This window comes from Gordonia sp. 852002-10350_SCH5691597 (genome assembly GCF_001665715.1).
Taxonomy (GTDB): domain Bacteria; phylum Actinomycetota; class Actinomycetes; order Mycobacteriales; family Mycobacteriaceae; genus Gordonia; species Gordonia sputi.
Genome location: NZ_LZMO01000218.1, coordinates 23,022 through 40,459, shown reverse-complemented (window position 1 = coordinate 40,459; position 17,438 = coordinate 23,022). Strand labels below are relative to the sequence as shown.

Annotated in this window: 17 protein-coding genes; 9 read left to right on the top strand and 8 right to left on the bottom strand. The window is 66.1% G+C overall.

What is annotated here, in order from left to right; translation table 11 throughout:
• The first annotated feature begins 21 nt into the window (after window positions 1-21).
• Complete coding sequence (locus A5777_RS16045) at window positions 22-408, top strand: winged helix-turn-helix transcriptional regulator (protein ID WP_064863419.1); 387 nt, start codon at window positions 22-24, stop codon at window positions 406-408.
• A 13-nt stretch (window positions 409-421) separates the two neighbouring features.
• On the opposite strand, the gene A5777_RS16040 is transcribed toward A5777_RS16045, so the two are convergent.
• The 4 genes from A5777_RS16040 to hrcA all read right to left on the bottom strand — a co-directional run bounded on the left by A5777_RS16040 (window position 422) and on the right by hrcA (window position 4,282).
• Window positions 422-1,192 carry an alpha/beta hydrolase family protein gene (locus A5777_RS16040; RefSeq protein WP_064863418.1) on the bottom strand — a complete coding sequence of 257 codons (771 nt, stop codon included), beginning with the start codon at window positions 1,190-1,192 and terminating at the stop codon, window positions 422-424.
• A gap of 11 nt (window positions 1,193-1,203) precedes the next feature.
• On the bottom strand, window positions 1,204-1,953 hold the full coding sequence (locus A5777_RS16035; RefSeq protein WP_064863402.1) for a 16S rRNA (uracil(1498)-N(3))-methyltransferase: 750 nt from the start codon (window positions 1,951-1,953) through the stop codon (window positions 1,204-1,206).
• A gap of 55 nt (window positions 1,954-2,008) precedes the next feature.
• The gene (gene dnaJ / locus A5777_RS16030; protein WP_064863401.1) at window positions 2,009-3,154 is read right to left on the bottom strand and encodes a molecular chaperone DnaJ; all 1,146 of its coding nucleotides are present in this window, start codon (window positions 3,152-3,154) and stop codon (window positions 2,009-2,011) included.
• A gap of 93 nt (window positions 3,155-3,247) precedes the next feature.
• Window positions 3,248-4,282, bottom strand: a complete 1,035-nt coding sequence (hrcA, locus tag A5777_RS16025) for a heat-inducible transcriptional repressor HrcA (RefSeq protein WP_064863400.1) — start codon at window positions 4,280-4,282, stop codon at window positions 3,248-3,250.
• Between the two features lie 252 nt (window positions 4,283-4,534).
• On the opposite strand from hrcA, the gene A5777_RS16020 reads away from it, so the two are divergent.
• Window positions 4,535-5,017 (top strand): type II toxin-antitoxin system VapB family antitoxin, encoded by a 483-nt coding sequence (locus A5777_RS16020; protein WP_064863417.1) that lies wholly within the window; start codon window positions 4,535-4,537, stop codon window positions 5,015-5,017.
• A gap of 27 nt (window positions 5,018-5,044) precedes the next feature.
• On the opposite strand, the gene A5777_RS16015 is transcribed toward A5777_RS16020, so the two are convergent.
• Window positions 5,045-6,082 (bottom strand): aliphatic amidase, encoded by a 1,038-nt coding sequence (locus A5777_RS16015; RefSeq protein ID WP_064863399.1) that lies wholly within the window; start codon window positions 6,080-6,082, stop codon window positions 5,045-5,047.
• Between the two features lie 287 nt (window positions 6,083-6,369).
• Between A5777_RS16015 and A5777_RS16010 the strand changes: the two genes are divergently transcribed.
• The gene (locus A5777_RS16010; RefSeq protein ID WP_064863398.1) at window positions 6,370-7,458 is read left to right on the top strand and encodes an AAA family ATPase; all 1,089 of its coding nucleotides are present in this window, start codon (window positions 6,370-6,372) and stop codon (window positions 7,456-7,458) included.
• Here A5777_RS16010 and A5777_RS16005 read toward each other — a convergent pair.
• The gene (locus A5777_RS16005; RefSeq protein WP_064863397.1) at window positions 7,446-8,513 is read right to left on the bottom strand and encodes a substrate-binding domain-containing protein; all 1,068 of its coding nucleotides are present in this window, start codon (window positions 8,511-8,513) and stop codon (window positions 7,446-7,448) included. The two genes, A5777_RS16010 and A5777_RS16005, sit on opposite strands and share 13 nt — an antisense overlap.
• An 83-nt stretch (window positions 8,514-8,596) precedes the next feature.
• Between A5777_RS16005 and A5777_RS16000 the strand changes: the two genes are divergently transcribed.
• Window positions 8,597-9,064: a MarR family winged helix-turn-helix transcriptional regulator gene (locus tag A5777_RS16000; protein ID WP_064863396.1), complete on the top strand. Its 468-nt coding sequence runs from the start codon at window positions 8,597-8,599 to the stop codon at window positions 9,062-9,064.
• Between the two features lie 59 nt (window positions 9,065-9,123).
• Here A5777_RS16000 and A5777_RS15995 read toward each other — a convergent pair whose 3' ends face one another.
• Together A5777_RS15995 and hemW are read right to left on the bottom strand one after the other, a co-directional pair.
• Window positions 9,124-10,221 carry a GGDEF domain-containing protein gene (locus tag A5777_RS15995; protein WP_064863416.1) on the bottom strand — a complete coding sequence of 366 codons (1,098 nt, stop codon included), beginning with the start codon at window positions 10,219-10,221 and terminating at the stop codon, window positions 9,124-9,126.
• Between the two features lie 63 nt (window positions 10,222-10,284).
• On the bottom strand, window positions 10,285-11,496 hold the full coding sequence (gene hemW / locus A5777_RS15990) for a radical SAM family heme chaperone HemW (RefSeq protein ID WP_064863415.1): 1,212 nt from the start codon (window positions 11,494-11,496) through the stop codon (window positions 10,285-10,287).
• A gap of 436 nt (window positions 11,497-11,932) precedes the next feature.
• Here hemW and A5777_RS15985 point away from each other — a divergent pair, with 436 nt between their 5' ends.
• Genes A5777_RS15985 through A5777_RS15965 form a run of 5 tightly spaced genes read left to right on the top strand, consistent with a single transcriptional unit; the run spans window position 11,933 to window position 17,421 of the window.
• The gene (locus tag A5777_RS15985; RefSeq protein ID WP_064863395.1) at window positions 11,933-13,696 is read left to right on the top strand and encodes a nitrite/sulfite reductase; all 1,764 of its coding nucleotides are present in this window, start codon (window positions 11,933-11,935) and stop codon (window positions 13,694-13,696) included.
• On the top strand, window positions 13,693-14,442 hold the full coding sequence (locus tag A5777_RS15980) for a phosphoadenylyl-sulfate reductase (RefSeq protein WP_064863394.1): 750 nt from the start codon (window positions 13,693-13,695) through the stop codon (window positions 14,440-14,442). The genes A5777_RS15985 and A5777_RS15980 overlap by 4 nt, the downstream gene beginning before the upstream one ends.
• A complete protein-coding gene (gene cysD, locus A5777_RS15975) occupies window positions 14,439-15,383 on the top strand; it encodes a sulfate adenylyltransferase subunit CysD (protein WP_064863393.1) in 945 nt (314 codons plus the stop codon). The genes A5777_RS15980 and cysD overlap by 4 nt, the downstream gene beginning before the upstream one ends.
• Window positions 15,383-16,693 (top strand): sulfate adenylyltransferase subunit 1, encoded by a 1,311-nt coding sequence (locus A5777_RS15970; protein ID WP_064863392.1) that lies wholly within the window; start codon window positions 15,383-15,385, stop codon window positions 16,691-16,693. Before cysD ends, A5777_RS15970 begins: the two co-directional genes overlap by 1 nt.
• Window positions 16,690-17,421 carry a sirohydrochlorin chelatase gene (locus A5777_RS15965; protein WP_064863391.1) on the top strand — a complete coding sequence of 244 codons (732 nt, stop codon included), beginning with the start codon at window positions 16,690-16,692 and terminating at the stop codon, window positions 17,419-17,421. The genes A5777_RS15970 and A5777_RS15965 overlap by 4 nt, the downstream gene beginning before the upstream one ends.
• The last annotated feature ends 17 nt before the right edge of the window (window positions 17,422-17,438 follow it).

Below are 17,438 nucleotides of genomic sequence, written 5' to 3'. Positions count from 1 at the left end.
GTGGTCGCGAAAGAATCAGCGATGGCAACAGGGCTCACCGGCTACGACCTGCTCGCGGAGGCATGTCCGACCCGCCAGGTCGTCTACCGACTGGGTGACAAGTGGACTCTGCTTGTTCTGTACGCGTTGTCCCAGCGCCCTCATCGCTTCCGCGAACTGCAGCGAGCCGTCGAGGGAATCAGCCAGCGGATGCTCACACAGACGCTCCGCGGACTCGAGCGTGACGGCCTCGTCGACCGCGCCGTTGCACCCACGACGCCACCACAGGTCACGTATTCACTTACCGCGCTGGGAATTTCACTGTCTGACGTAGTGGTGCGCGTACGCGTCTGGGCCTACGAGAACATCGAACGGATCGAGATAGCCCGTCACTCGTACGACGCGGCAGCAGACAGCGACATGCAGTGAAGGTTGGATACCCTCAGATGCCCAGAGTTCGCAGCGTCTGCCGATTGCAGACGCTCCGGGGATCGACGAAGGCGTCGTGACCTTCGTCGGGCACCACGATAAGCTCCGCGGATTGTCCGCGGGAACTCACTGTGTCAACGTAGTGGCGGCTGCCGTCGACCGGAATCGCGGTGTCGAGCGTGCCGTGAATGGCGACGATGTGCGCGTCGAACGGCTCCTGTTCGATCGGCGAGGCCTGCCGGTAGCGTTCGGGCGTGGCGTCGTACGGCCCTCCCATCAGGCCCTCGACCGAGGGTCGCGCGGCACGACCTGCACCTACGAGATCCAGTGCCGCTGCCTGCGCGACGACCGTGGTGATCGTCGTCGCCGCCGTCTTCGCTCGCAGTTGCGCGACCGACCAGAGCGCGAGTTGACCACCGGCGGAGTGCCCGACTACAGCCACATCGGTCCAGTCGACACACGCCCGCAGGTCGGGTTCGAGTGCGTCGGGAATCTCGGTATCGAGCGCCTCGATCGCGGATCGGACGTCGGTTCCCGTGGCGGGCCATCCGGCACCCTTCTCACCGATGCGTCGATACTCGACGTTCCACACCAATGCGCCCCGCTCCGCGTACTGTCGCGCGATCGCCGATTCGATGGTCAGGCTGAACTCTGTGGTCCAGTAGCCGCCGTGTACGAGGACCACCGGGCGCATCCGGTCCGGACGGTCGTCGGGGCTCGCCACGTGGTAGAGGTGACCGAACTGCGAGGGCTCACCGCCGTACGCGATCTTCGAGCGGTGCACCGCGCAGCGCTTCACCGCTCCCACCGATCGGTGAGCACGCCGATTGCTCCCAGTGCGACAGCGGCGGCGGCCGACGTACGCAGCACCTGTGGCCCCAGGACCACCGACGTCGCCCCCAGCGCGGTCAGATCGGCGATCTCGGCGTCGTCGAGTCCACCCTCAGGCCCCACTACGAGGGCGATCTGGGAGGCACCTGCCAGCGGTAGCGACCGCAGCGGCACGGCTCCGTCCTCGTGCAGCACCGCGACCACACCATCGTCCGCGGCGACCTCAGCGCAGATCGCACGCACATCCGTCGTCGTCGCCAGTTCACCGATGTCGGGAATCCACGGACGCCGACTCTGCTTTGCCGCCGCGGACGCCGCGGCCTTCCACTTCGCAATTCCCTTGTCCGCCTTGCCAGTCCATCGCGCAACGCATCGCGCGGACTGCCAGGGCACGATGCGATCCGCACCCGCCTCCGTCGCGAGGTCGACGGCGAGCTCAGAGCGCTCGCCTTTCGGGAGCGCCTGGATCACCGTGACTGTCGGGCGCGGCCGGTCGATGAACGTGTACCCGTGAGCGCGCGCAACAAGCGTGTCTTTCGACCGGATCGCCTCGACCGCGCAGTCGGCGACAGAACCCCGGCCATCCCCGACGAGGAGTTGTTCGCCGACGCCGAGGCGCGTGACGGTCACGGCGTGACGTCCCTCGTTGCCGGCGACCACGACCTCACCGCCCACGCGAGGCACCTCGTCGACCCAGAACAACGGAGGACTCACCGACGTCGACCTTTCAATTCACGATCCACTCGGCGTGCCACTCCGCTGTGACCTGTCAGCGTCCGGCGAAGGCGTTGCGCAGCCGCGAGAACAGCCCGCCCGGTGCCGCGGCAGCCGTGGTGGTGACCAGATCGATCTGCTCGCCCGACGTCTCGCGAAACGCCGAGAGCGCCGCCGACTGTCCGGCGTCGAGCTTGGTCGGTACATGCACGTCGAGATGCACGTGCAGCGTGCCGCGCACACCACTGTTGACATGCGGCATACCCTGCCCGCGGACCTTGACCACCTGGCCGGGTTGAGTCCCCGGCTCGATGGCGACGGTGATGTCGTCGCCGAGGATCGATTCGACGGTGAACTCGGCACCGAGCGCGGCGTCGGCCATGGGCACGCGCAGCGTGCAGTGCAGGTCGTCCTTGTCGCGAATGAAGACGTCGTGCGGACGCTCGGAGACCTCGACGTACAGGTCGCCTGCGGGTCCCCCACCCATGCCGACCTCGCCCTGGCCTGCCAGGCGGACGCGCATACCGCTCTCGATACCTGCGGGGATGCGCACGGTCATGGTGCGCCGCGAACGCACGCGGCCATCGCCACCGCACTTGTGGCACGGATCAGGGATGACCTCGCCCGTTCCGTGGCAGGTCGGGCATTCGCGGACGGTCATGACCTGACCCAGAATCGAGCGTTGCACCGCCTGGATCTCGCCAGCACCCTTACAGATGTCGCAGGTCACCGGCTTCGAATCGCCATTGGTTCCCGAGCCGTGGCACACGTCGCACAGGATCGCCGTGTCGACGGTGATCTCCTTGTTGACCCCGGACGCGCACTCCTCGAGTGTGAGTTCCACCGACACGAGTGCCGGCTCGCCGGGTTGTACACGCCCCTTCGGTCCACGACCACCGCCGAACCCGGCACCACCCCCGAAGAACGCTTCGAACACGTCGCCGAGACCGCCGCCACCGAAACCTCCGGCGAATCCACCAGCACCCGGGCCGGCGAGCGGATCGCCACCCGCGTCGACGATGCGTCGCTTCTCCGGGTCACTGAGCACCTCATAGGCGGTGGTGACCTCTTTGAAGCGCTCCTCCTCATTGGGATTCACGTCGGGGTGCAGTTCACGAGCCTTCTTGCGGTAGGCCCGCTTGATCTCCTGGTCGCTGGCGCCCTTCGCCACGCCCAGGATTCCGTAGTAGTCAGTTGCCACGCTTGTCGTCCTGGTCCTCTGTATGTATGTCAGTGATCCCGTGTGTGTCAGTAATCCTGCGGGTGGGGGGTCCTACAGGCGATTCGGCGCAGGTCAGCGCTCGGAGAGGACCTCTCCCACGTACTTCGCAACGGCTGCGACCGAGGCGATTGTTCCCGGATAGTCCATGCGGGTCGGGCCAACCACGCCGACACTGCCGAAAATCGTTCCCGAAGCACCGTACCCTGTGGACACCACAGACGTTCCACGCAGGTTCTCCGCCTGGGTCTCTTCGCCGATCTGCACTGTGACCCTGCCCATACGCTGCGTGGTTGCCAGCAGTTTGAGCACCACGACCTGCTCTTCGAGTGCTTCGAGAACTGTGTCCATCCCGCCGTTGAGCACGGCGAAGTCGGCGGCCGACCGCGCGAGGTTCGACGTTCCGCCGAGCACCAGGCGGTCGACTCCACGCTCGACGAGAGTTTCGACGAGCACGGTGGCCACCCTGATGACCTCGTCCCGGATGTCGTCGGGCGCTTCGTTGGCCAACTCGGCGACGGCAGCCGAGGCCTCCTCGAGTCGTTTGCCGTGCAGCGCTGCCGAGAACATGTCGCGGAGCCGGGCGATCTCGTCCTCCGACCGATCGTCGCCGAGAGCGACCATGCGCTGCTCGACGCGGCCGGTGTCGGTGATGACGACGAGCAGCAGACGCGACGGCGAGAGCGTGACCACCTCCAGGTGGCGCACGGTCGCCGTGGAGAGCACCGGATATTGGATCACGGCCACCTGCCGGGTTAGTTGCGCCAGCAGTCGGACCGAACGGCGCAGGACGTCGTCGAGATCGACGCCGCGGTCGAGCACCGACAGGATCGCGCGACGTTCCGCCGCCGAGAGCGGCTTGATCTCGCTGATCCGGTCGACGAACATGCGGTAGCCCTTATCCGTCGGAACCCGACCGGAACTGGTGTGTGGCTGCGCAATGTATCCCTCGGCCTCGAGTACCGCCATGTCGTTGCGCACCGTAGCGCTCGATACCCCGAGGTGATGACGTTCCACCAGTGCCTTCGAACCGATCGGCTCCTGCGTGTCCACGTAATCGGTCACGATGGCTCGCAGCACCTCGAATCGTCGATCGTCGGTCGCCGACACCTTCGCCGCACCTCCTCGGGGCCTACTCTCCACTACGGTCGGACAAATACACTCGGTCCACGACGGCCCGGGCCGGCGGAATCGTCTCGAGCCATCACCGTCTCGAACCGTCACCGTCTGGGGGCAACATCGTCTGGCCAATACAGTTGGTCGTATCCATCCTAGGTGACGACCGACGTCGATCCGATGGATCGCGGCACGCACCGTCATCGCAGACGACGCGGCCCGAGGAATGACAGAGAGAGCGCCGGGATGATCTTCAAGGGTGTACGCGAGGGAAAGCCCTACCCCGATCACAATTTGTCCGTGCGCGGCTGGGCGAAGATCCCCCCTCGCCAGCTGCGCCTGGACGAGCTCGTCACGGTCACCACGGTGCTCGCACTGGACAAGCTTCTCAGCGAGGATTCGACGTTCTACGGCGACCTCTTCTCCCACGTCGTGCGGTGGCAGGGCGAGCTCTACCTCGAGGACGGACTACACCGCGCGGTGCGCTCGGCGCTGCGGAATCGGCACATCATCCACGCGCGTCTGCTCGATCTCGACTCCTACGATCTCTCCGCCGGCGCGCTGCCCCTTGAAGAGCAACTCGACGACACTGCCGAGATCCCGACCACGGACCGCCCGATCCGGCCCGTCGACCACCCTGCGCGTAATTCATCCGCGCAGGGTGGCGCGCACCGCCGCAGTGGTCGCAGCACCGGCTGGTCGGCACCGCCCAATCCGCGGGGTTGGTGAGGGTCGCCCGAGGCCCTCAGCGCGGCATCACACCTCCATGGTCTTCTCTGTCGGCAGATCGTAGACAGGGCATTCGGCGACACCGACGGTGTCCCGGGTGATCGCCTCGACGGCCGCTTGCGTTGCCTCGGCGTCGTTCACCCAGTTCTTGTAGAAGTCGAACGGACAGTCGGCCACTCCCTTGTCTCCGTCGCCGCCTGCGAGCACGCCGGTGTAACCGCGGTGGAGCAGCTTGAACAGGTGGTTCTGCGACTGGTCGTACTTACGGGCATCGCGGATCGTCGACAACGACAGCTGCGCATACTGGATGCCGTAGTCCTCCTCGCCGCACTCGCCGAGAGTCCTGCCGTCGAATCCGATGATCGAGCTGTGCCCGAAGTAGGTGTAGACACCGTCCCATCCGGTGGCGTTCGCCACCGCGACGTAGCAGTTGTTGGCCCATGCCATCGCCCTGGCCATCAGTACCTGCTGATCCTTGGCGGGATACATGTAGCCCTGCGGACGCACGATCAGCTCGGCGCCCTTCATCGCGCAGTCGCGCCAGATCTCGGGGTAGTTGCCGTCGTCGCAGATGATCAGCGAGATCTTCATACCCTTCGGTCCATCGGTGACATATGTCTGACCGCCGGGGTACCACCCCTCGATCGGCGTCCACGGCAGGATCTTGCGGTACTTCTGGACTATCTCGCCGTCGTCGTTGATCAGGACGAGGGTGTTGTACGGCGGCTTGTTCGGATGTTCCTCGTGGCGTTCACCGGTGATCGAGAAGACGCCCCAGGTGCGCGCATCGCGGCAGGCCTTGGCAAAGATGTCGGTCTCGTCACCGGGGATCGTCGCGGCGGTCTCGTACATCTCGTCGTTGTCGTACATGATCCCCATCGTCGAGTATTCGGGGAACACGACGAGGTCCATGCCGGGTAGACCTGTCTTCATGCCGACCACCATGTCGGCGATCTTCTGTGCATTTTCGAGCACCTCGGCTTTGGTGTGCAGGCGCGGCATCTTGTAGTTCACCACCGCGACGCCGACCGTGTCCGGACTCGATGAGATGTCTCCGTGTCGCATGCTGTCTCCTCTGGCCCCGCGGCCGTCGTCATTATTATTCTGAATGGAAGTACTATCACGTCGAGGCTAGAGGCGACTGCGTTACGGAGCGATTGCGCGGATGTATGAATATCATTACCCGACAGAATCTCTCGCGCTTCGGGTGCACAAGACTGGCTTGGCAACCGAGCGCGACGTCGATATTCCTGCTTTCATTCGGAAGCAGAACACACGGCAAGGTCGAGGATCGACGACGGTGTCGGTATCTACAGCCGGCTCTACAGCCGGAGCCACGGAAGGGTTACACAGTGTCGGGTTACCTGTCTCAGAAGGTCGATGACCTCAACTCCGGTCACCTGACCGCTGGTCGTGCGCGATCGTTCCGGATGGGTCGCGCCAGTTCGCCGGAGCAGCTGTCCGCTGCGCTGCGTGGATCGATCATCGGACAGGACCACGCCATCGATTCGGTGGTCCGCGGCCTGACCATCGCCGCCGCGGGGATTCGAGACCCACACCGCCCGATTGCCTCGCTGCTGTTCGTCGGACCGACCGGTGTCGGAAAGACAGAACTCGCCCGACGCCTCGCTGCGGAGATCGCGGGAGATCCGGACAAGCTGTGTCGAATCGACATGAACACACTGGCCCAGGAGCACTACGCGGCATCGCTGTCCGGCGCACCGCCGGGGTATGCGGGCGCGAAGGAGCAGTTCACCCTGTTTGACCGAGAACTGGTGGAGGGCAACCTTTCTCGTCCGGGAATTGTATTGTTCGACGAGGTCGAGAAAGCTCACACGACCGTCCTGCGTTCGCTGTTGCAGATCCTCGACAGCGGGACACTGCGCCTCACCGCGGGCACGTCGATGATCGATTTCCGCAATGCGATCGTGCTGCTCACCTCGAACCTCGGCTCGGCAGAACTCGCCGCGAACAGCCGTTCGCGCACGGAGACGCCGATTCGCAGACTCCTCCCGCAACGCCTCCTACCGCGCCGCCTCGGCGGATCGCCGACAACCCAATCCGACGACGACATCGTCGACCGGGCCGTGGAGGAGTTCTTCGACCCCGAGCTCTACAACAGATTCGACGAGGTGGTCCGGTTCGCGCCGCTCGACGAACGCAACGCCGGATTCATCGTCGACCTCGAACTGACCAGATTGACCGCGAACCTGCACGCCCGCGGAATTCGGTGGGAGTACGACGATTCCGTGCGAGCACACCTCATCACCGCGGGCTTCGATCGGGTCTACGGCGCTCGCAACCTCAAGCGGGTCATCCGACTCGAGCTGCATGCGTCGATCGCCGACATCATCGTGCGTCACGATCCCGAGACGGGGCCACTCGTACTGCACACCAGCACGGGCGGCAACGGTCTGACGACGAACGGTCAGGCGACGTGAATCCGCTCGAGCACGTCGAGATCGAGGTGTCGCGCCGCAGCCAGGTACACGTCCTGGTCCGTGTCTCCGGAGCCGAGCCGAAGAACACCTCGCGCGCCTTCGATCCTCAGCCCGTGTGCGACTGCCTCGAGTGCGGGAACGGCGAGCGAACCAGCGCGTCCGGCCAGTTCGGCGAGGACATTGATGCCCTCGTAACACGACTGGCCGATGCTGTTGAGCGACGGCGCGTCAACACCGTGCAGGCGGTGGTACCGACCGGCGAAATCCATCGTCTCCGCTGTGGCGAGAGTGTCGAAATAACCTGCGGCAGAATACATGTTGGCAGTCGCGCTCGGCCCCATGCCGAGGACCTGGTTCTCCTCGAGGATCGGACTGAACCGCACCATGATCTCGTCGAGACCTCTGCGCGCGAACGCTCTACCGAACCGGACCGCGTCATCGCCGACGAGCAGCACGAGTACCGCATCGGGTCCACGGGCCTCCAGCCAATCGAGAGTCCTGGTGAACTCCGATGTACCCAGCGGCGCGAAAACGGAGCCACGATACGACATCCCGGCGCCGTCGAGATGCGCCTCCGCCCGCGCGGCGATTTGCCTCGGCCAGACGTAGTCGTTGCCGACGACACACCACGTCCTCGCACCGAGTTGTCCATGCAGCCAGTCGAGGGCAGGCAGGACCTGCGCCCCGGGCGCCTCTCCGGTCATGAACAGGCCGGGTGTGCGAAACTCACCCTCATGCAATGCCGCGTACACATACGGCAGTTCACCGCCGACGTGGCGAAGGATCTCCTTGCGCACGGCGGAAATGTGCCACCCGACGATGGCATCGATCGCTCCCGCGCGCCACAGTGTCGCGACCTCTCGGGCCACGACATCTGGAGCGCGTCCACCGTCGACCGCCACGAGTTCTACTGGACGCCCCAGTATGCCTGCACCACTGCACAATTCGAAGACGGCAAGGTCACCGCACGCCTCGCACGACGGGCCGAAGATCCCAGCGGTGCCCTGCAGGGGGACAACATAGGCGATGCGGACCGGCAACTCGCGATGCGACATCCGACTCCTCCGACATCCGCAATCGTCCACCCTGCGATGGTCGACCGCCGCGTTCACATCGTGGCGACGAACGGGACCCGCAGATGAGCCGTCAGACTACACCGCAGACACCGACGCTGCGCGACAACGCAGTCGAACTGCCCCTGCTCGCGCGCTTGTTGCGGGCGGCGAGGAATCTCGAGACATCGCTGGATGAGACGCTGTCGACGCTCGGATTGACGCATGAACAGTGGCGGGTGCTCGCCGTCCTCGCGTCGGGCGGCGGCCACATCATGAGCGAACTCGCCCAGTTGGCGGTCGTGCCCCCCGCCACCGCCACCCGCATCGTCGACCATCTCGTCACGAACGGACTGGTGTACCGGCGCGCCGACCCCAGCGACCGGCGCCGCGTCGTGGTCCACCTGAGCGCGCGGGGCGCACGGACCATCGAGCCTGCGCTCGCAGCCGAGGCACGCGCCGAGCGTGCGGTGGCTGACGCCCTCGGCCCCCGGGGCTACGTGGGGTTCGTGTCGGCTCTCGACACGGTGTCGGCGCCTGCCGGCGGGCGGTAGGCGCCAGCCCGCCCCGGATATCACGCGTCACCGCCGCTGCCCCTCCACGGGCTGTAGCGTCACCGCTGAGGAAATCGGGTGCCGTCGAGGGCGTGGTGACGACAGCCATTGCCGCCCGACCGCTTCGCCTCGTACATCGCCCGATCGGCGACTGCGATGAGCTCGCCGAGTCGCCGCGCTGCCGGTGTGCCGACGCCGCCGCGGGCGAGCGCTACGGTTGCTGCGCCGACACTGGCCGTGATCCCGTACGGCGTCTGCGACACCGCCGCCGAGAGGCGTCGGGCTCCGGCCATGGCCGCATCATCCGAGGCGACCACCTCGGCGATCACGAACTCTTCCCCACCGAATCTCGCCACGAGTGCGGAGTCGTCGCACTTCGCCTGGATCGCTCGGGCGACCGTGCTCAAGACCGCGTCACCAACCGCGTGGCCGTAGGTGTCGTTCACGCGCTTGAAATCGTCGAGATCGACGAGATATACCGCGAGCACAGCCCCATTCGATCCAGTGGAACCGTCAAGCACATCGGCCGCCCGCGAGTGGAGGGCGCGTCGGTTGAGCAGCCCGGTCAGCGCGTCGGTATCGGAATTGATCGCATCGGGTCCCAGCCTCTCGAGGAGCAACTGACACAGAATCGGAATGACCGTGATGCCACCGAGAACCGCGAGGAGTTTCGCCACCGCGGTGACGGCGTCGATCTGCTCGGCGATGCGGAACGCGACAACTGCTGATACCCCGAACGCGACGGCGAGGTTCACCGCGAGCAGACGCACCGAGTGGAAGATGCCGATGTAGCCGCCGAGCACACCGTAGAGACCACACGCCGCGATCGCCGACATCGGGTCGGCCTCGACCACACAGGCCACCCCGATACACGCCGCCGACACGAGCACGAACACGGTCGATGCTGTCCGTGTCGGCCATCGTGGACGAATCCAGACCAGGGAGATCGCGACGCACACCGCCACGACCGTGAGTGCGCATCCGCGCTGGACCGCGCCTGTCGGACCGGCGGGACTGAACATCATCAGCACCTCGATGCCGGCGAGGAAAAGCACACCGACGGCGATCACACGCGCTGTGGCTCGCTGCCGACCTCTCGTTGCGAGGTATTCGGACAGCCACTCGTAGTGGTCGGGTCCCGACCACACGCTCTGCACACGTCGACACCCCGTCAGGACCCGATCGACGATCGTCACAGTCCCCCCTCACGTGCTGGCCGATCACTCCCCAGCCAGCAGTATCTCGCGAATCACCCCGTCCGCGAGCAGTCTGCCCCGGTCGGTCAGAACCAGACTCTCGCCCGATCGCCTCAGGAGCCCCATCTGACACTGTCGATCCGCTTCGTCGAGCTCCGCGCGCGTCAGCAGTGTCGACGGCAACCCTGCGCGGCACCGTAGCTGCAACATGACGAGTTCGTTGTGCCGATCGGTCTCGGTGAGTTCTTCGGAGTCGGCCGCCGCACTGTGCCCCTCCGCGAGCTGCTGCGCATAACGCGCGGGATGCTTGACGTTCCACCACCGCACGCCGTTGACGTGCGAGTGGGCGCCGGGACCGAGACCCCACCAGTCATCGCTGCGCCAATAGCCCAGGTTGTGTCGGCATGCCGCTGCCGGCGACCGCGCCCAGTTCGACACCTCGTACCAGTCGAGACCCGCGGCGCGCAGTTGGGTGTCGAGCATGACGTAGCGATCGGCGAGTACGTCGTCGTCCGGTGCGGGGAGCTCGCCGCGCCGGATGCGTCGGGCGAGAGCCGTGCCGTCCTCGACGATGAGAGCGTAGGCAGACACGTGGTCGACCGGCGTGGCGAGCACGGCGTCGATGCTCGACTGCAGGTCATCGTCGGTCTCGCCCGGTGTGCCGTAGATCAGGTCGAGGTTGATGTGCTCGAATCCCGCCGCAGCGGCCTCACGCGCCGCGGCAGCAGCCCGCCCGGGAGTGTGCGTCCGATCGAGCGTTGCGAGTACGTGCCGTGCAGCCGACTGCATGCCCAGCGACACCCTCGTGAAACCCGCATCGAGTAATCCGTCGAAGAACTCCGGGGACGTCGATTCCGGGTTGGATTCCGTGGTGATCTCTGCGTCGACCGTCAGATCGAACCGACGCCGCACCGAGTCGAGCAGTCGCCCGAGTCCGTCGGATCCGAGCAGCGACGGTGTACCGCCGCCGACGAAGACCGTCGACACTCGCCGCGCCGACCCAAGCAGTGTTGCGGCAACATCGATTTCACGATCAACCGCCGCCTGCCACGACTCCGGAGACGACGACGATCCCAGTTCACCTGCCGTGTAGGTGTTGAAGTCGCAGTAGCCGCAGCGTGTAGCGCAGAACGGAACGTGGAGATACAGCCCGAAGCCCGTGTCGGGGTCGGCGTGTGCGCAGGCGTCGGCGATCGGTTCGGTTACGCGATTCGACGCGGACCGCGACTCGACCATCGTCTCCACATGCACACCTCCATGATGCGCGTCGACACTCTTGGCTCGGGTCCCGGGGCGACGACCACGGACTTCCACCCGACGCGGCTCGCGTCATCGCCCCTGATCGCAGCTCCCGGAGCGACGACCCGTCACCCGATCGGTGCGCACACCGACTTTGCCTCAGCATGACGCAAAATAAGCGCAAGTAGACGACCGGTCACCTGACGTGGCACTATGGATGGCGTGAATTTCCCCGGGGTGTGGCTCGCAGCGCGACGCCACGTCGATCTGAAGCGCGTCTGCAGCGCCACCTGTCGTCTCTAGACGACGAACGGCCCCGAGAGTTCCCCGCGAACAGCGGGAACGCCGCCACGTCATCGCGGCGCACTGCCGCCCAGTCACAGCCCAGACCGCGCGAAAGCCGGTGCACGTGTGCCCGGCAACAGGAGACTTCATGACGTCTACGACGGACATCACCTCGAACAGCGGCGCCGGTACGCCCGACGAGCGCCCTACCCGCACGCCCCGCGCGCCGGGCGGCGATCGACCGGCCCGCAAGCCGCGCCCGACCAAGCGTCGCGCGGAGGGCCAGTGGAAGCTCGGGTACCGCGAGCCGCTGAACCCCAACGAGCAGGTCAAGAAGGACGACAACCCGCTCAACGTGCGCGCCCGCATCGAGAACATCTACTCCAAACAGGGTTTCGACTCGATCGACAAGCAGGATCTGCGCGGCCGGATGCGCTGGTGGGGCCTCTATACGCAGCGCGCGCAGGGCTACGACGGCACCTGGACCGGCGACGAGAACATCGACATCCTCGAAGACAGCCACTTCATGATGCGCATCCGGTGCGACGCCGGAGCGCTGAACGTCGAACAGCTCCGCACGCTGGGCCAGATCTCCACCGAGTTCGCCCGCGACACCGCCGATCTGTCCGACCGTGAGAACGTCCAGTATCACTGGATTCGCATCGAAGACGTCCCGACGATCTGGGAGCGCATCGAGGGCGTCGGCCTCAAGACCACCGAGGCGTGCGGCGACTGCCCACGCATCATCCTCGGCTCTCCGCTGGCGGGCGAGGCCATCGACGAGGTCCTCGACCCCACCCCCGCAATCGACGAGATCGTGCGCCGCTACATCGGCGATCCGCAGTACTCGAACCTGCCCCGCAAGTTCAAGACCGCCATCTCGGGTCTGCAGGACGTCAGTCACGAGACCAACGACATCGCATTCATCGGTGTCGAGCATCCCGAGCACGGCCCCGGCCTCGACCTCTGGGTCGGCGGCGGACTGTCGACGAACCCGATGCTTGCCCAGCGCGTCGGCGCCTGGATTCCGCTCGACGAGGTCCCCGACGTCTGGGAAGGCGTCGTGTCGATCTTCCGCGACTACGGCTACCGCCGTCTGCGCGCCAAAGCCAGGCTGAAGTTCCTCATCAAGGACTGGGGTATCGAGAAGTTCCGCCAGGTGCTCGAGGACGAGTACCTGCACCGCAAGCTGATCGACGGCCCCGGCCCCACCCCGCTCACGCAGCCACGTGACCACGTCGGCGTGCAGAAGCTCAAGAACGGCCTCAACGCAGTCGGATTCGCCGCCATTGCCGGGCGCGTGACCGGCACCAAGCTCACCGCTGTCGCCGACGCCGCCGAGCGCGTCGGCTCCGACCGCATCCGGTTCACGCCGTACCAGAAGCTCGTCGTGCTCGACGTCGCCGACGACAAGGTCGAGGAACTCATCGCCGATCTGGCCAAGCTCGGACTCGTCGCCCGTGCGTCGAACTGGCGTCGAAATCTGATGGCCTGCAGCGGAATCGAGTTCTGCAAGCTCTCGTTCACCGAGACGCGCAAGCGCTCGCAGGTCCTCGTTCCCGAGCTCGAAGAGCGCCTGGCCGACATCAACGCCGAGCTCGACGTCCCCATCACGGTGAACATCAACGGCTGCCCCAACTCGTGCGCGCGTTCACAGATCGCCGACATCGGATTCAAGGGCCAGCTCGTCGAGGACGCCGACGGCGGACAGACCGAGGGCTTCCAGGTACACCTGGGCGGCAGCCTCGGCCAGGATGCGGGCTTCGGCCGAAAACTGCGCCAGCACAAGGTGACATCCACCGAGCTCGGCGACTACATCGAACGCGTGGTCCGCAACTTCGTCGACCAACGCGAAGAAGGCGAGCGGTTCGCACAGTGGGCAGTGCGTGCCGACGAGGAGGCATTGCGATGACGACGAGCACCCAGAGCAGAACCGGACGGCGGTTCAGCGAGGACGAGTTGCGTGAGATCGCTGCACGCGGCGCAGCGGAACTCGGCGACAGCGCAACTCCCGAGGAGTTGCTGCGCTGGACGGCGGAGACGTTCGGCGACAACTTCGTCGTCGCGTCGAACATGCAGGATGCCGCGCTCGTCGATCTCGCCGTCAAGCACGTCGACCGTGACCTGCTCGACGGCGACCCGGTGAAGGTGCTGTTCCTCGACACCGGCTACCACTTCGCGGAGACGATCGGCACCCGTGACGCCGTCGAGCAGGTGTACGGAGTCGAACTTATCAATCTCACTCCCGAGCACACCGTCGCCGAGCAGGACGAGCTGTTGGGCCGCAACCTGTTTGCCCGCAATCCCGGCGAGTGCTGCCGGCTGCGCAAGGTGGTCCCGCTGAAGGCAGGCCTGAGCAACTACGACGCGTGGGTCACGGGCATCCGACGCGTCGAGGCCCCCACCCGGGCGAACGCACCGCTCATCTCCTTCGACGAAGGTTTCGGCCTGGTCAAGATCAATCCGATCGCCGCATGGTCGGACGAGCAGATGCAGCAGTACATCGACGCCAACGGCGTCCTCGTCAATCCCCTTGTCGACGAAGGCTATCCGTCGATCGGCTGTGCACCGTGCACCGCGAAACCCGAACCCGGATCCGATCCGCGCAGTGGCCGCTGGGCCGGACGCGCCAAGACAGAATGTGGGCTCCACGCATGACCATCATCGACACCTCAGCCAGCACAGGACGTGACGTGACCGAACCCGATGACTTCACCACGCTCGACGCACTCGAGTCCGAAGCCATCCACATCTTCCGCGAGGTGGCGGGCGAGTTCGAACGACCGGTGATCCTCTTCTCCGGCGGCAAGGACTCGACGGTACTGCTGCACGTCGCACTCAAGGCGTTCTGGCCTGCGCCGCTTCCGTTTTCGCTGCTCCACGTCGACACCGGGCACAACCTGCCCGAGGTACTCGACTTCCGCGACCAGGTGGTCGAGCGCCACAACCTCCGCTTGCACGTGGCGAAGGTCGAGGACTACCTCGCCGACGGTCGGCTGACCGAGCGGCCCGACGGTGTGCGCAACCCGCTGCAGACCATCCCGCTTCTCGATGCGATCACCGAGAACCGCTTCGACGCGGTCTTCGGCGGTGGCCGCCGCGACGAGGAGCGTTCGCGCGCCAAGGAGCGGATCTTCTCGCTGCGCAACGCGTTTGGACAGTGGGATCCCAAGCGCCAACGTCCTGAGCTGTGGAACCTCTACAACGGTCGGCACGCTCCGGGCGAGCACGTCCGCGTGTTCCCGCTGTCGAACTGGACCGAGCTCGACGTCTGGCGTTACATCACACGCGAACAGGTGCTGCTCCCCCCGATCTACTACGCCCACGAGCGCGAGGTCTTCCAGCGCGACGGGATGTGGATGACGTCCGGTTCGTGGGGCGGTCCGCGCGAAGGCGAAGAGGTGCAACGACTCTCGGTGCGCTACCGCACCGTCGGCGACGGCTCGACGACCGGCGCGGTGCTCTCCGATGCCGCAACCAACGACGCGGTCCTCGCAGAGGTCGCCGCGTCCCGACTGACCGAGCGCGGCGCAACCCGTGGCGACGATCGCGTCTCCGAAGCCGCCATGGAAGACCGCAAGCGCGAAGGATATTTCTGATGGCATCGACCACCCAGCACGTCCCCGACCTGCTCCGCATCGCGACCGCGGGCAGCGTCGACGACGGCAAGTCCACCCTCGTGGGACGCCTGTTGTACGACACCAAATCGGTGCTGGCAGACCAGATCGACGCCGTGACCAAGGCATCGGTCGACCGCGGTCTCGAAGGACCCGACCTCTCGCTGCTCGTCGACGGACTGCGCGCCGAGCGCGAGCAGGGCATCACCATCGACGTCGCGTATCGCTACTTCGCCACCCCTGCACGGTCTTTCGTGTTGGCCGACACCCCCGGCCACGTCCAGTACACCCGCAACACGGTGTCCGGCGCGTCCACAGCACAGCTGGTGATGCTGCTCGTCGACGCCCGCAACGGCGTCGTCGCCCAGACGCGACGTCATGCCGCGGTCATGGCACTGCTCGGTGTGCCGCAACTCGTGCTGGCAGTCAACAAGATCGACCTCGTCGACGACGCCGCGTCGGTCTTCGCGGAGATCTCGGCCGATTTCGGCGAGCTGACCCGCACGCTCGGCTGGTCGCCCGAGCAGGTCACCGCGATCCCGGTATCGGCACTGCATGGCGACAACGTCGCCATCCGCTCCGAGAACACCCCGTTCTACGACGGTCCGACGCTCATCGAGCACCTCGAGACGGTCCCCAATGCAGTCGAGCGCCACGACGAGGTCGGGCTGCGTTTCCCGGTGCAGTACGTCATCCGTCCCCGCACGCCGGAGTACCCCGACTACCGCGGCTACGCCGGGCAGATCGCTGCGGGCCGTGTCTCGGTGGGAGACGAGGTCGTCGTGCTGCCGTCAGGCGTCCGGACCACCGTGACCCAGATCGACACGGCCGACGGCCAGTTGGCGACGGCACACACCGGCCGCAGCGTCACGCTGCTGCTCGCCGACGACGTCGACATCTCGCGCGGCGATCTCATCGCCGCGGTTGCCGACGCGCCGGAGCCGATCGCTCAGTTCACCGCGACGGTGTGCTGGCTCGCCGAGAAGCCGCTGCGCCCAGGCGCGCGGCTGCTCCTCAAGCACGGTACCAAGACCACTCAGGCCATCGTCGGTGGACTCGACGCCCTGTTCGACGAGCAGAACCTGACACTCGTCGACGCCCCGGACACCGTGGAGCTCAACCAGATCGGCCGCATCACCGTGCAGACCGCGGAGCCGATCCCCGCGGACGACTACCAGGTGAGTCGCGAGTCGGGCAGCTTCCTGCTGATCGATCCGCAGGGCGGCAACACCCTCGCAGCAGGGCTGGTGGGCGACGCGCTGTCGACGCTGCACCTCAAAGAGTTGGTGTGACCCCGACGCTGTTACTCGTCGCGCACGGTAGCCGAGATCCGAGGTTCGGTGACACGGCGCGGCGCGTTCGGTCGGCGGTGGCGCGGCGACTGCCGGGTGTGTCGGTCGGTCTGAGTTTTCTGGACCTCGATACCCCCTCGGTGGCAGACGAACTCGCCGCCGTCGCGGGCGACTGCGTTGTGGTGCCGCTACTGCTGGCACCTGGGTATCACAGCGACGTGGACCTACCTGCAGTGGTCGATGAGCATCGTCGAGGAAGCGTCGTGATCACCCCCGTCGTCGGCTCGTATCGATTGACCGATGCCCTCGCCGATCGTCTCGACGAGGCAGGCACGCAACCTGGCGACGGCATCGTCGTCACGGCGGTCGGGTCGACCAATCCTGCTGCCGCACACGTGGTCCGACGCCGAGCCATCGAACTCTCGACACGTCTGCACCGCCCGGTCGAGGTGGTCTTCGCGACCAGGCTCGGTTCCGGCGACATCATGCTGCGCAACGCGATTCGACGACTCCGCACCGCGGGCGCGCGACGAATCGCGCTGAGTCCGTACTTCCTGTCCGCGGGCCTGCTGACGGAGCGGGTCGAAGCCGCCCTCGACCGCTTGGTGTCGGATGCCGTGGTTGCGGGACCGATCGGCACGCATCCCGCACTCGTCGATGCGGTCGCCGACTCCTATCGCAGCGCCGTCGTCCGGCCGCCGCTCGCGCCGGTCATCTCGCAGTTCTGACGGCCACGGACCGCGGC